Below are 14,110 nucleotides of genomic sequence, written 5' to 3'. Positions count from 1 at the left end.
GTTCAGGAAACCGGTCGTTGCTGCCCTCATTTCCTCTCCGTTTTATCCTGAATCCTCTGCCTGTTTGTCCCGGTTTTTCTTTGCAGTGCTGTTCTGAACGTTTATCACCCGCGAATATCCAACGTCTCCGATTCCGGAGGGAGCATGGCCCGTAAACGTCCCGATGAAGCCGGTGTGGTCTCCCAGGTGAAAAACCCGGAGCTGGTCCATACCCGCCGTCGCCAGATTGTGGATGCTTCCGTTCATCTTTTCATCGAAAAGGGGTTCCATAAAACCCCCACCCGCCGGATTGCAGAAGCCGTTGGCTTTTCCATCGGATCCCTCTACGAATACGTCTCATCCAAGGACGATGTCCTTTACCTTGTCTGTGACGCCATCCACGACGAAATAGAAACGGGCATCCATCGCGACATAGCGCGGGAGAAACGGGGAATCGACGGTCTTGAGGCCGCCATCGGGGTATACATCCGGGTATGCGATACCATGGCCGATCACCTTCAGCTGATCTACCAGGAGACCGCGTCCCTTTCCAAAAAGTGGCGGCGCCGCGTTCTGGAAAGCGAGGTGCGCATCACCAATATCTTTGTGGAGCGCATTGAGCAGGCCGTGGACGAGGGGACTCTGGCTCCCATGGAGCCCTCCTCCGTGGAGCTTCTGGCCCACACCATCATGGTCATTGGCCATATGTGGGCCTTCAGGCGATGGTTTTTAAAGGGGCGCTACACCCTTGAAGGGTACATCGCTTTTCAAACCCGCTTTATCCTGGCTGCGGCGCGAGAGGGCGGGGCGCCCTCGGCAGGGAGCGGCACAGGGCCTGACCAATATGCGGGCAACCCACCTTCTATGCATTGGAGACAACCATGAAGATCCATGAATACCAGGCAAAGGAACTCTTCAGGGCCCATGGCATCGCCGTCCCTGACGGGGCGGTGGCACGAACACCGGGAGAAGCGGCCTTCCGGGCGGTGAGCATGGGAGACTGGCCTGTGGTGGTCAAGGCGCAGATCCATGCGGGGGGGCGCGGCAAGGCCGGGGGGGTGAAGCTGGTGAACTCGGCCGACGAGGCGGAATCGGTGGCCAAGGGCCTTCTGGGCTCCACCCTGGTGACACACCAGACCGGCCCCGAGGGCAAGGAGGTGCACACCCTCCTGGTGGAAGAGGGTCTGGACATCGCCCGGGAGCTTTACCTGGGCATTGTGCCGGATCGTGCCACCGGCGACATCGTCATCATGGCAAGCTCCGAAGGGGGAATGGAGATCGAGGAGGTAGCGGAGAAGAGCCCGGAAAAGATCATCAAGGTGCGCGTGGGGCCCCTTGCCGGGCTGTGGCCCGGCCACCTGCGCCGGGTGACCTTTGGTCTGGGCCTGGAAGGGCGCGAAGCCAAAGCGGTGTCCGCCCTTGTTCAAAAACTGTTCGGATTTTTCGAGACCAAGGATTGCTCCCTGGTGGAGATCAATCCCCTGATCCTCACAGGAGACGGCGAGGCCGTGGCCCTGGACGCCAAGGTGGATTTTGACGACAACGCCCTGTATCGCCATGCAGAGATTTCTGCCTTAAGGGACGTCACCGAAGAGGCCCCCCTGGAGGTGGAGGCTTCCCGCCATCGCCTCAATTACATCAGCTTAGACGGCAACATCGGCAACATCGTCAACGGAGCCGGCCTTGCCATGGCCACCATGGACCTCATTAAGATGGCCGGGGCAGAGCCCGCCAACTTTCTTGACGTGGGGGGCGGGGCCACCAGCGAGATGGTGGAGAACGCCTTTCGCATCCTGTTGAAAGACGACAAGGTCAAAGGGGTCCTCATCAATATTTTCGGGGGCATCCTGCGTTGCGACATCTTTGCTCGGGGTGTGGTGGAGGCCGCATCCAAAACCGGCATCAGCGTCCCTGTGGTGGTACGCATGGAAGGGACGAATGTGGAGGAGGGCCGACGCATCCTTAAAGAATCCGGCCTCGACCTCCAGACTGCCGTTGACCTGAAAGACGCCACGGAGAAGATCGCCGCCATCGTGGCGTGATCGGATCCTGCGGGAAAGGAGTGAGCTGTGAGCATCTTCGTCGATAAATCCACGCGATTGCTGGTCCAGGGCATCACCGGGCGTGAGGGCAGTTTTCATACCGGTCAGTGCAAGGCTTACGGAACCCAGGTGGTGGCCGGGGTCACCCCGGGCAAGGGAGGGCAGACCCATGAGGGGACCCCGGTGTTCAACACCGTGACCGAGGCCATGGCGGAAACCGGTGCCAATGCAGGCATGATCTTTGTGCCCCCGCCCTTTGCCGCCGACGCCATCGTGGAGGCTGCCGAGGCAGGCCTGGAACTGATTGTCTGCATCACCGAAGGTATCCCCGTGCTGGACATGGCCCGGGTGAAAAAGGTGATTGATGGGACGGGCGTGCGCCTCATCGGTCCCAACTGCCCGGGTATCATCACCCCGGGGGAGTGCAAGATCGGCATCATGCCGGGGCCCATGCACCGGCCCGGTGGCCCGGCCGGGGTGGTGTCCCGCTCCGGGACCCTTACCTATGAGGTGGTCCATCAGCTTTCCAACCAGGGCATCGGCCAGACCACCTGTGTGGGCATCGGCGGGGACCCGGTGAACGGTACCTCCTTTGTGGATGTCCTCAAGGCCTTTGAGGCCGATCACGAGACAAAGGGAGTGGTCATGGTGGGCGAAATCGGCGGTACCGCCGAAGAGGAGGCCGCCGAGTTTATCCGGGACCACATGACCAAGCCCGTGGTGGGGTTCATCGCAGGGCTTACCGCGCCTCCGGGCAGGCGCATGGGCCACGCAGGGGCCATCATCAGCGGCAACAGCGGCACGGCCCAGGCCAAGGTGGAGGCCATGACCTCCTGCGGTGTCCACGTGTGCGAAAACCTGGGCCGCCTGGGGGAGACCTGCTGGGAAGTGTTCGGGTAGGGAGTTCCGCCTGCACGGCGGGTGGGCTCCATGGGAATCATAACCGGAGGCACACATGATGGATCTGATCGGACGAATCGCAACACCTGTGGGGAAAAAGATGCTCATGGGGATCACCGGGCTGGGGTTTTGCGGGTTCCTGGTGGTGCACCTGGCAGGCAACTTCACCCTGTTCCGGGGTGCAGATGCCTTTGCCGAGTACACGGAGAGGCTCCACTCCCTGGGATTCTTGCTCAAGGCGTCCGAGTTTGTACTGCTCGTGATGGCCCTGGCCCATGTTCTCACCGGGGTGGTGCTGGCCCTTGAGAACCGGCGGGCACGCCCTGGTATCAGGTAACCGCCCGTCACGGTGGCCGAACCCTGGGCTCGGCCACCATGATCTACACAGGCCTCTTGGCCCTGGCGTTCATTGTCCTTCACCTCATCGGATTCAAGTTCTCCCCTCCGTCCGGGGCGTCACGCTACCCCGTGGTGGTGGAGACCTTCTCCCGCCTTACCTACGTGGGGGCCTACCTTGTGGGTATTCTGGCCATTTCGTTTCATGTGAGCCACGGTTTCTGGAGCGCGTTCCAGAGCCTGGGGGCAAACGGCGAGGGCAGCACCCCCTGGCTGATGCGGTGCGCAACCTGGCTGGCCGTGGGGGTGGGGATAGGATTCGGGTCAATCCCTCTTGTGTTTTTTTTGTTGTAAGGGCGATGGAAGCAAAGCCCGTCATGCCAGAACGCCTGGGTAAAATCGTGAGGAAGACCCCTTCGAACGATGAAACCAGCTTCTATGGGAGATGGGTGCCCTTCACCGTGCAGCCGGAGCTATTCCGGTTAAAGTCAAACGAATCCCAGACGTTCTGCATCGTGTTTTAAGAAGAATGAAATGGGCTGCTCCTGCAAAGACGGTTGCCACATGTCGCACATCACGCGAATGCCCCCATAACGCAGGCAGAATGGTTGCCTTCATGCATTCGCCATAGGGTTTCCAGGTGCCCCCACCTGGCCGCCGGAGGCTGCTTTTTGTTGACTGAATAATGACCTTTTTTGACCCAAGGAGATGGTTTATGGCTCTTGACGCAAAGATTCCGGGCGGGCCTCTGGAGGAGAAGTGGGACCGGCATCGTTTTGAGATGAAGCTCGTGAACCCCGCCAACAAGCGCAAGTACAGTGTCATTGTGCTTGGCACCGGCCTTGCCGGTGCGTCGGCTTCTGCCACCCTGGCGGAGATGGGCTACCGGGTGAAGACCTTCTGCCTTCAGGACAGCCCGAGGCGGGCCCACAGCATCGCGGCCCAGGGGGGGATCAACGCGGCCAAGAACTACCAGAACGACGGGGACAGCGTGCGCCGTCTCTTCTACGACACCATCAAGGGCGGGGACTTCAGGGCCCGGGAGGCCAACGTCTACCGTCTGGCCCAGGTCAGCTGCAACATCATCGACCAGTGCGTGGCCCAGGGGGTTCCCTTCGCCCGCGAGTACGGGGGGCACCTGGCCAACCGCTCCTTTGGCGGGGCCCAAGTATCGCGAACCTTTTATGCCCGGGGCCAGACCGGCCAGCAGCTTCTTCTGGGGGCCTACGGCGCGTTGTCCCGGCAGGTGGCGGGCGGAGGCGTGACCCTCTTTACCCGGCGGGAGATGGTGGAGCTGGTGGTGGAGGACGGCCGTGCCGCAGGGATCATCGCCCGGAACCTTGTCACCGGGGAGCTGGAACGCCACGCCGCCGATGCTGTTGTCATGGCCACCGGGGGCTACGGAAATGTCTATTATCTTTCCACTAACGCCATGAGCTGCAACGTGTCGGCGGCCATGATCGCCTACCGCAAGGGGGCCGTGTTTGCCAACCCCTGCTTTACCCAGATCCATCCCACCTGCATTCCGGTCCACGGCCAGTGGCAGTCCAAGCTGACCCTCATGAGCGAGAGCCTGCGAAACGACGGCAGGGTGTGGGTGCCCAGGAAAAAAGGGGATACGCGCAGCCCCAGCTCCATCCCAGAATCGGATCGGGACTACTACCTGGAGCGCAAATATCCTGCCTTCGGGAACCTGGTGCCCAGGGACGTGGCCTCCAGAAGTGCAAAAGAACAGTGCGATGCGGGCCTGGGCGTCGGGGAGACGGGATACGCTGTCTACCTCGATTTCCGGGATGCCATAAAACGGGACGGAGAGGAGGTGATCAAGCGAAAGTACGGCAACCTCTTCTCCATGTACCAGCGCATCACCGACGAGGACCCGTACGGCACGCCCATGCGCATCTACCCGGCGTCCCACTACGCCATGGGCGGGCTCTGGGTGGATTACAACCTCATGAGCACCATCCCCGGCCTTTTTGTGCTGGGGGAGGCCAACTTTTCCGACCACGGGGCCAACCGGCTCGGGGCCAGTGCCCTGATGCAGGGACTGGCCGACGGGTATTTTATTATCCCCTACACCCTGGGGGGCTACCTGGCGGATCGTCCCTTCGGGGCCCACACGGAATCATCGGATGCCTTCATAGAGGCGGAATCCGCGGCAAAGGCCCGCATCGAGGGGCTTCTGGTATCCACGGGCAAGCGGACCTGCGATGACATCCACAGGGAGCTGGGTCGCATCGTCTGGGAGCATTGCGGCATGGCCCGCACCAACGAGGGCCTGGACGCGGCCCTTTCCGACGTGGAGGCCCTGGAGGCGGTTTTCCGGCAGGATCGCGCCATGGTGGGCACGGCGGATACCTTCAACCAGAACCTTGAAAAAGCCATGCGGGTCTCTGATTTCCTTTCCTTTTCCAAGGTAATGATTGCGGACGCCAGGGCCCGCCAGGAGTCCTGCGGCAGTCACTTCAACGAGGCCTTTCAGACCGAAGACCATGAGGCCCTGCGGGACGACACCTCTTATGCCCACGTGGCTGCCTGGCGACACCGCGGAGAGGATGAAGAGCCGGAGAAGGTGGTGGAGGATTTGAGCTTTGAAAACGTCACCCTGAGCCAAAGGAGCTACAAATGACGGACACCATCGGGTTGACCCTGAAGATCTGGAAGCAGGACGGTCCCGGTTCTGGCGGCCACCTGGAGACCCACGAGGTGAGGGACATCTCCACGGACGCATCCTTTCTTGAGATGCTCGATATCCTCAACGAGCGGCTGGTGAGGGCAGGGGAAGAGCCCGTGGCCTTTGACCACGACTGCCGGGAAGGGATCTGCGGCACCTGCGGGGCAGTGGTTAACGGCAAAGCCCACGGGCCCCTGAAGGAGACCACCCTGTGCCAGCTCCACATGCGCCACTTTGAAGACGGCGATGTGGTGGTTATCGAGCCCTGGCGTTCACGGGCTTTTACCGTCATTAAAGACCTGGTGGTGGACCGCGGGGCCCTGGACGCCATTATCCAGGCTGGGGGCTACATCTCGGTGAACACCGGGGGCGCCCCGGACGCCAACGCCGTGGCCGTCTCCCAGGAGCAGGCCGAGCTGGCCATGGATGCCGCCGAGTGCATCGGGTGGCAAGTGTCGCGGCTGCCTGCCCAGACGGCGCGGCCATGCTGTTCACCAGCGCCAGGGTCTCCCACTTCTGACCCCTCCCCCAGGGAAAGCCCGAGGCCAAAAAACGGGTGGAGTCCATGGTGGCCTGCATGTAGAGCGGGGTTCGGCAACTGCGGCAACGAGCGGGAGTGTGAGGCGGCCTGCCCCAAGGGCATCTCCATTTCCCATATCTCGAAGCTGAACCGCGAATTCTTGAAATCGTTTTTTAAGTGATTGATTGTGTGTGTCGTGCTCACCCTGACAACTGGTTGAAATTTAAGTCGAAGACTCTATTCATCCTGCAGGGTTCATGATATAGAGGTTCGGATGCGGCCAGAGAAACAAGGCAAACAAAGTCAGGGACTCGGATAGCAATGAAGGGGGTAGACGACACATGGGTATTTACGATTTACAGTTTGACGACTACGGCAACACCAGGGCCCTTAAGGTCAACGCCAAAGGCAACGCGGTTCTGTTCCACAACTACACCAACAAAGGGGTGGCCTTCTCCGATGAGGAGCGCGAATTATTTGAAATCAGCGGGCTGGTTCCCCCTGAAGTCAAAAGCCTCTCCCAGCAGGTATTGAACGCCCAGGATATCATCCGGGAGAAGATTAGCGACTTTGAGAAGTTCATCTACATCCGGTCCCTTTTCGACCGGAACGCCACCCTCGCCCACGCCCTCCTTGCAAGCGATATCACCCGATACATGTCCATTGTGTACACGCCCACGGTGGGGATCGTCTGCCAGCGGTTCTCCTCCATGTTCCGCCAGGGCAACGGCCTCCATTTCTATCCCGGCAACATCGACGATGCCGAAAAGATCCTGCGCCGTTACGAGCGTGCGGATATCCGTGTGGCTGTTGTTACCGACAACCAGGGCATCCTGGGCATTGGCGACCAGGGGGCAGGGGGCCAGGCCATCTGCCTCGGCAAACTCATGCTCTATACCCAGGGGGCCGGTATCGCGCCCTGGCACTGCCTGCCCATCTCCCTGGACGTGGGCACGGACAACGAGAAGCTCCTCAACGACCCCAAATACATCGGCTGGCACCACAAGCGCCTCACCGGGGACGAGTACTTCGCCTTTGTGGAGAAGTTCGCCAAAGCCTTTAAAAAAGTGTTCCCCAACGCCCTGTGCCAGTGGGAAGACTTCTCCAAGCAGAAAGCTTTCATGTGCAACCTATGTGAACGATCTTATCAGCTTCAACGACGACATCCAGGGCACCGGTTCCGTCACCCTGGCAGGCATCCTGGCTGCCATGAAGATCAAGAACGAGGGCTTAAAAGAACAAATTTACCTGATCCACGGCGCAGGGGCAGGCGGCGTGGGCATTGCCGAGCAGATCGAGGCGGCCTTGGTGGAAGAGGGCATGGCCGTTGCCGATGCCCGTGCCCGTATCTACACCCTGGACTCCCGCGGCCTGGTCACCACGGACCGCAGCCTCGACCCGTATAAAGAAAAATTCGCCAAGGACCCCGGGGCGCTCCCCTGGTTCAACAGCTCAGAAGACGGCGCCCTTGAAAACGTCATTGAAAAGGCGGGGGTCACCGTTCTTATTGGAACCTCCGGCCAGCACGGCTGCTTCACCCAAGAGGTGGTGACCAAGGTCCTGGCCAACACCGAGCGTCCCATCATCCTTCCTTTGAGCAACCCCACGGCCAATACCGAGGCCATTCCCGAGGACATCTACAACTGGACCGACGGCAAAGCCCTCGTGGCCACGGGCAGCCCCTTTGACCCGGTGAGTCACGGCGGCTCCGAATATCGCGTGGGCCAGTGCAACAACGTCTTCATCTTCCCCGGGGTGGGCCTGGGCGTCATCGCCTCCGGGGCCACCACGGTGCTCCCCAGCTTTTTCACGGCCGCCGCCCATGCCGCAGCAGACTGCGTCGGCAACGAAGACCTATCCCGCGGCGCCCTGTTCCCCACCGTGGACAGGCTCCAGGAGGTGACCCTCAAAGTGGCCAAAGCCGTGGGACGCGCCGCCATCCGCGAAGGCGTCGCCCGAAAATGCGCCTTCAGCTCCTTTGATCACGGCATGGATCCCGAACGCCTGGACGAAGCCGTGGACAACATGATCTGGAAACCGGTCTACCTTCCCTTGGAGGCCTAAAATTTAGGAAGCGTAAATATAGGAGAGGCCTTCTATGCTCAAAGTCGCCGGAAAAAGCAAGCCTCCGGCGGCGAGGTGGAGCCACCTCGAAAGCTTATTGCGCTTGCGCATTTTCCTTCGTTCCTCAGGAAAATGCGCAAGCGCCTTCGGTTCGGGCTTCGCCCGATACATAAGCTGATGGTTTGTACGAGTTGTCCCACAAACCTTGAAAATATAGGGCGCGTTGCTGTAACTCATTAATTATCGGGATTAATCGCTCTGGCTCTGCTTGTTGCGCCGTATCCCGATGACATGGGTTGAGCGTGATACCCAGACACGGGCGCAGCCCGTAAGCAAATGCGGAGGGCGAGGAACGAGCCCCGAAGCATTTGCGAAGGAGGGGCCGTGTCGGGTATAACAGGGCCATGAATGAAACCCACGCATCCAACGCAGGAAAGGAACTCATGGCTTCGGGCATGTCCCGGGATTATATGCTGATCCATACGGCCACGCTGCTCTTCGGACTGGCCGGGCTTTTTGGGAAGCTGGTGCACCTTTCCCCAGTGGCCATTGTGTTCGGACGGGTGTTTTTTGCCGCGCTCTTCCTGGGACCAGTGATTCTCCTGGCCGGACGTCCCCTGCGTCTTGCTTCCACGCGGGATTACCTGCTGATGGCCCTTCAGGGCCTTATCCTGGCGGTTCACTGGGGCACGTTTTTTCGGTCCATCCAGGTGTCGTCCGTTGCCGTCGGCTTGCTGACCTTTGCCACCTTTCCTGTGTTCACAACACTTCTGGAACCCCTTTTTGACAGTAACTCTTTTCGGTGGCGAACCCTTGCCCCGGCCTTGTGGACCCTTGCCGGGGTGTTTCTCGTGGTGCCCCGCTTTCATCCGGGAGAGCCTGTGTTCGAGGGGGCACTCTGGGGCCTGGCCTCGGGTCTGACCTTTGCCGTGCTCTCCCTTCTCAATCGCCGGTTTGGAAAGAGGTACCACGGCGCTGTGGTCTCCTTCTGGCAGGATGCCGCCGCTGTGCTGGTTCTCCTGCCCGTTCTCTTTCTTTTCCCTCAAATTCCCACGGCAATTGATCTCGGGTACCTCCTGCTTCTGGGCGTTCTGTTTACCGGGGTCTCCCACACCCTGTTTATCCAGGGCATGAAAACCGTCTCGGCCCGAAAGGCAAGCATTATCGCGTCCCTGGAGCCGGTGTACGGCATCGCCGCTGCCTGTCTCCTCCTGGGCGAAGTGCCCACGGCGCGGTCCCTTGCGGGCGGGGCCATGATCCTGGCCGCTGCCCTGTGGGTGACACTGTGCAAGGTGAAGGCACCTTGAAACCTTAGGGCGAATGCATGGGGGTTCACATCATGCGGACGTTTTCGAGGCATTCGCATGGAGTGTGACATATGGCAACCGCTTTTGCAGGAAAGGGCTGTTTCATTGGTCCTTCTTGGATGAAGTTTGGGCCGCCCCTTCAAAATAACAGAGATAAATCGACCGAAACGGAGCGCCGCACTCCGGTGCGGCATTTTAGTCCGTCGTTACCCGTGCCGCACAGGAGTGCGGCGCTCCAGGGGACAAGGGGGAATCCCCCACCCTTGCCGCCGGAGGCAGTGCGGTTAAATCGGCAATGGGCAAGTAGCGACAACGTACCCTCTGATTTCGAAGCTTGTGAGCCAGCCCGTACAAACCATTAGCGTTTATGTCGGGCGTAGCCCGAGCCGAAGGCCATTGCGCTTTGCCTTGAGGAACGAAGGGCAAAGCGCAATGGCAATCAGCTTTCGAGGTGGCTCACCTCGCCGCCGGAGGCTTGCTTTTTCACAGCAACGTTGACCATAGACCTGCAACATCAAGGACGCATATGACAGACATACTGGACGCGGGGCTTCTGCTCTCGTGGTACGACACCCACAAGCGGATCCTGCCGTGGAGGCAGAGCAGGGATCCTTACCGGATCTGGCTCTCCGAGGTGATGCTTCAGCAGACCCAGGTGGCCACGGTGATTCCCTATTACAATCGGTTCACCGATGTCTTTCCCGACGCCACGGCCCTTGCGGATGCCCAGGACGACCGGGTGCTCAAGATGTGGGAGGGGCTGGGATACTACAACCGCTGCCACAACCTGCTGAAGGCCATGCGGAAGGTGCGGGATGAGCATGGGGGCAGGGTGCCGGATACGCCGGAGGCTTTTTCCAGCTTGCCTGGAGTGGGGCCATACACCTGTGCGGCGGTCCAGAGCATTGCCTTCGGGCATTCCATGGCAGCCGTGGACGGCAACGTCAACCGGGTGGTGACCCGTCTTTTTGCCCTTGATGGGGTGGTGACATCCGCAGGTGTGAAACGGGCCATTCAGGATGCGGTGGACTCGGCTGTGTCGGAAACGCGGCCCGGTGATTTCAACCAGGCCATGATGGAGCTCGGGGCCACGGTCTGCACGCCCAGGCGACCCGATTGCTCCCGGTGCCCTTTGAAGTCCGGTTGCAAAGCACGGGCGTTGAGTAGGCAGGAGGCTTTTCCCGTCAAGGGAGCCAAAAAGGCGGTCCCTCTTTACCCTGTGGCCCTGGCCGTGGTGGTGAAGGACGGAAAAATCCTGGTGCAGAAGCGCCCGGCCAAAGGCCATCTTGCCGGGATGTGGGAGTTCCCCGGAGGGCGGGTCCTGACAGGGGAAACCCACGAAGATGCCCTGGGGCGATGCCTCATGGATGAGCTGGGGGTGGTTCCGACTGTGGGAAAACTGGTGGGAAGCGTGACCCACGCCTATTCGCATTTTCGGGTGCAGCTTTATCTCTATCTGGCAGAGGTTGGCGGCGGTTCCCCAACGTCGAAAAAGGGGCAGCCCGTAGACTGGATTACGACGGAGGACCTGGATCGCCTTGCCTTCCCCACAGCCAATAGAAAATTGTTTCCACTGCTGGTGGAGGCGTTGGGATAATCCTGGCAACATGAAACGTTTAAGGAAGGATAGTTGATGACAGACGAACGATGCCCCTGGTGCGGGGACAGCCCTATTTACGTGGCCTATCACGACGACGAGTGGGGCGTGCCAGAGCACGACAGCAGAAAACTTTTTGCCATGCTTTTGCTTGAAGGGTTTCAGGCCGGGCTCTCATGGATCACGGTGCTCAAAAAGCGGGCGCACTACATGGAGGTGATGGACGGGCTTGCCCCGGAGAAGATCGCCCTCTACGACGAGGCCAAGGTCGAGGCGCTCCTGGCCGATCCCGGGATCATTCGGAACAAGCTGAAGGTGAGGGGCGCGGTGAAAAACGCCAAGGCCTTCCTCGCCCTGGAAGAATCCCCGGGGGCCTTCTCCGAGCTTCTCTGGGGATTCACCGGCGGCGAGACCCTGGACAACGGTTTTCGAACCATGGGAGATGTGCCCCCCAGCACCCCGGAGTCCGATGCCATGAGCAAAGCCCTTAAAAAACTGGGGTTCACCTTTGTGGGTTCCACCATCTGCTACGCCTTTATGCAGGCCGTGGGCATGGTCAACGATCACCTGGTGACCTGCCCCCGATACCGCGAGCTGGGCGGCAAGGTGGGGGCACCTTGAAACCCCATGGCCAATGCATGAATGCAGCCATCATGCGACCGGTTTTACGCTTCGTTCCCAGGCTCCGCCTGGGAACGCGTTTCGGAGGCTCTGCCTCCATGTTGGGTAATGCCAATGCCTGTGCGTGAACCATGTACGGCCTTTGATATCGGCAAGGCGGAGCCTTGCTATGCACACTCCCAGGCAGAGCCTGGGAGCGAAGCAAATAAGTAGGGTATAATACCCCACATCGTTGATTTCGGGCGCAGCCCGTCAGCACATGTGACGTCCCTGAGGAACGAAGGGAAGAGCCTGTTAGCGGGGTGCGCTTCATTCCCAGGCTCCGCCTGGGAATGCTTTTCGGAGGATCTGCCTCCATCCCGCATAAGCCGTCAGTTTTATATCGGGCGAGGTCCGAGCCGAAGGCCAATATGCTTTCGAGGTGTTTTCGCTATTGTGGCCTCGCCACCCTCGCCGCCGAAGGCTTTTTTTTACCCTCTTTGTTAACCAACTCCTCCACCCGTTTTACATACCCTTCAATATTGCATTTCCGTTTCAGGCCGGATGCCTTCATGGAGCGCACTTTGCCGAAGCCCGGCTGCTGTGGCCAGGCGCGGTCGTGGAGGCCGAATGTCCAGCCCACTCCGGCATAGGAGTTGGGGTCCCGTCCGTCCAGAAAGTAGCGGTTGTTGAGGTAGAGGGCTGTTTCAAAGGCTTCTTTGGCATCGTGTGACCATTCCAGTATTTTTTTCCCCCAGTACATTCGCATGTAGTTGTGCATGAACCCGGTGTGGACCATTTCGGCCATGGCTGCGTTCCAGTAGGGGTCGTGGGTCTTGCAGGCCGTGAGTTCCTCTTGTGTGTAGAGGTTCTTTTGCATACCCCGGGCGGCAAGGGTTTCCTGCGCCCAGGCAGGGGCTGCAGCCTCGAAGGTGTCGTAGTCGGGTTCGAACCAGGCGTAGTTGATGGCCAGCTCCCGGCGGACGATGAGCTCTTCCAGGAAAACGGCCACGTCCTCGGGGCAGGATGTTCCCCCGTGGCTTGCGGCAAGGGCCGCTTCCAGGGGGGAGAGCTGCCCAAAGTGGAGGTAGGGGGAGATCTCGGAGATGGCGTTTTCCTCGGGTTTGTTTCGCAGGGACGCGTAGCGGGGAAGGGTCTCCGACACAAAGTGGGCCAGTTTTTTTTGGGCTTCGTCTTCCCCGCCTTTGAACCGGCTGACAGGCGCCACGCTTCGGTCCACGTTGAAATGGTCCGGTACCCCCTTGCTTGGATCGATAGCGCCTTTGGGAAGGAGGGCAGTAGGAAAGGGGACCTTTACAGGCGTGGGGGCGAGCCCTACCAGGTAGCGATCCAGGAGCCTCTCGATTTTGGGCCGGATGGTGCGGGCGGCGTATTCCCGCTTGGTGGATGCACACTCAACCGGCACCACGGCGTCGGATTCCACCTCCACCACCGGGCACGGTGACATGGCGGAAATTTTGATTCTCCAGCTGCGCTGGTGTCTGAGGTAGCCCCGGTCGCAGACGATAAGGGCTGCGTCACCCGAGAGCCCAAGGGCAACATCGGCCGGAACCCCGGGGAGGATGCAGAACCCGATGTCTCGTGCTTTCAGGTTTTTTTGGGCGTCGCAGAGCCCTTCCATCATGAAGTGGTAGTGGCGCCAGGTGGCCTCGGGGTAGCCCTCCATGAGGCCTGTGACCGTGAGCAGGGGAAGGCTCTCGTCGTTGGCCCGTTGTACAGCGTATTCCAGGGCGTGGTTGAACCGGGTGCGCTGGCTCTGCTGCATAAGGTAGAGAACGTAGCGGCCCCTGGTCGGACGTCGATTGTTGAGATGGTGGATACGCGTTGCATCGATAAACGGGTTGGCGGTGATAACCATGGGAACTCCGGTGCGGTTAGGTTGACGGGACAGGCTGTGGCTGAAACATGTGGCCTTCATTTTCTCACAGGCGGCGTCCCGGGACAAGGAGGATGGGGGTGACGTAACCGTCGGAGCAGGGCTCCTGACGTGATGCGTTGCCTTGAAATAAGGGTTTCAAGGCGGTTCACTGTGCGTTAGGTTGGTTTTTGTCCGGGCTTCCGGAAAGGAAA

The 14,110-nt window shown here is 60.2% G+C and carries 12 protein-coding genes and 1 pseudogene; 12 read left to right on the top strand and 1 reads right to left on the bottom strand.

Annotated elements, in window-relative coordinates:
* The first annotated feature begins 144 nt into the window (after nt 1-144).
* The 12 genes and pseudogenes from ACOYW2_RS13560 to ACOYW2_RS13505 all read left to right on the top strand — a co-directional run bounded on the left by ACOYW2_RS13560 (nt 145) and on the right by ACOYW2_RS13505 (nt 12,040).
* The gene (locus tag ACOYW2_RS13560; RefSeq protein WP_482770757.1) at nt 145-864 is read left to right on the top strand and encodes a TetR/AcrR family transcriptional regulator; all 720 of its coding nucleotides are present in this window, start codon (nt 145-147) and stop codon (nt 862-864) included.
* The gene (sucC, locus tag ACOYW2_RS13555) at nt 861-2,021 is read left to right on the top strand and encodes an ADP-forming succinate--CoA ligase subunit beta (protein WP_482770756.1); all 1,161 of its coding nucleotides are present in this window, start codon (nt 861-863) and stop codon (nt 2,019-2,021) included. The genes ACOYW2_RS13560 and sucC overlap by 4 nt, the downstream gene beginning before the upstream one ends.
* 27 nt (nt 2,022-2,048) lie before the next feature.
* A complete protein-coding gene (gene sucD / locus ACOYW2_RS13550; RefSeq protein WP_482415895.1) occupies nt 2,049-2,921 on the top strand; it encodes a succinate--CoA ligase subunit alpha in 873 nt (290 codons plus the stop codon).
* Nucleotides 2,922-2,976: 55 nt separating this feature from the next.
* A complete protein-coding gene (locus ACOYW2_RS13545) occupies nt 2,977-3,258 on the top strand; it encodes a succinate dehydrogenase/fumarate reductase transmembrane subunit (RefSeq protein ID WP_482423361.1) in 282 nt (93 codons plus the stop codon).
* Nucleotides 3,259-3,296: 38 nt separating this feature from the next.
* Complete coding sequence (locus tag ACOYW2_RS13540; protein WP_482423360.1) at nt 3,297-3,611, top strand: succinate dehydrogenase/fumarate reductase transmembrane subunit; 315 nt, start codon at nt 3,297-3,299, stop codon at nt 3,609-3,611.
* 361 nt (nt 3,612-3,972) lie between these two features.
* On the top strand, nt 3,973-5,886 hold the full coding sequence (locus ACOYW2_RS13535) for a fumarate reductase/succinate dehydrogenase flavoprotein subunit (protein WP_482770755.1): 1,914 nt from the start codon (nt 3,973-3,975) through the stop codon (nt 5,884-5,886).
* Nucleotides 5,883-6,632: a succinate dehydrogenase/fumarate reductase iron-sulfur subunit gene (locus ACOYW2_RS13530; RefSeq protein WP_482770754.1), complete on the top strand. Its 750-nt coding sequence runs from the start codon at nt 5,883-5,885 to the stop codon at nt 6,630-6,632. Before ACOYW2_RS13535 ends, ACOYW2_RS13530 begins: the two co-directional genes overlap by 4 nt.
* A 160-nt stretch (nt 6,633-6,792) precedes the next feature.
* Nucleotides 6,793-7,515: pseudogene (locus ACOYW2_RS13525) on the top strand (NAD-dependent malic enzyme); the annotation flags it as partial.
* Between the two features lie 70 nt (nt 7,516-7,585).
* Complete coding sequence (gene maeA, locus ACOYW2_RS13520) at nt 7,586-8,515, top strand: oxaloacetate-decarboxylating malate dehydrogenase (RefSeq protein ID WP_482770753.1); 930 nt, start codon at nt 7,586-7,588, stop codon at nt 8,513-8,515.
* Nucleotides 8,516-8,919: 404 nt separating this feature from the next.
* Nucleotides 8,920-9,822 (top strand): DMT family transporter, encoded by a 903-nt coding sequence (locus ACOYW2_RS13515; RefSeq protein ID WP_482770752.1) that lies wholly within the window; start codon nt 8,920-8,922, stop codon nt 9,820-9,822.
* A gap of 526 nt (nt 9,823-10,348) precedes the next feature.
* The gene (gene mutY, locus ACOYW2_RS13510) at nt 10,349-11,419 is read left to right on the top strand and encodes an A/G-specific adenine glycosylase (RefSeq protein WP_482770751.1); all 1,071 of its coding nucleotides are present in this window, start codon (nt 10,349-10,351) and stop codon (nt 11,417-11,419) included.
* A gap of 36 nt (nt 11,420-11,455) precedes the next feature.
* Entirely contained in the window at nt 11,456-12,040 is a 585-nt protein-coding gene (locus ACOYW2_RS13505; RefSeq protein ID WP_482770750.1) for a DNA-3-methyladenine glycosylase I, read from the top strand.
* A gap of 430 nt (nt 12,041-12,470) precedes the next feature.
* On the opposite strand, the gene ACOYW2_RS13500 is transcribed toward ACOYW2_RS13505, so the two are convergent.
* Complete coding sequence (locus ACOYW2_RS13500) at nt 12,471-13,898, bottom strand: deoxyribodipyrimidine photo-lyase (RefSeq protein WP_482770749.1); 1,428 nt, start codon at nt 13,896-13,898, stop codon at nt 12,471-12,473.
* Nucleotides 13,899-14,110 lie beyond the last annotated feature (212 nt).

The organism is Desulfoluna sp. CLI2B, from assembly GCF_056847375.1.
This window is presented reverse-complemented; position numbering and strand designations above follow the sequence as displayed.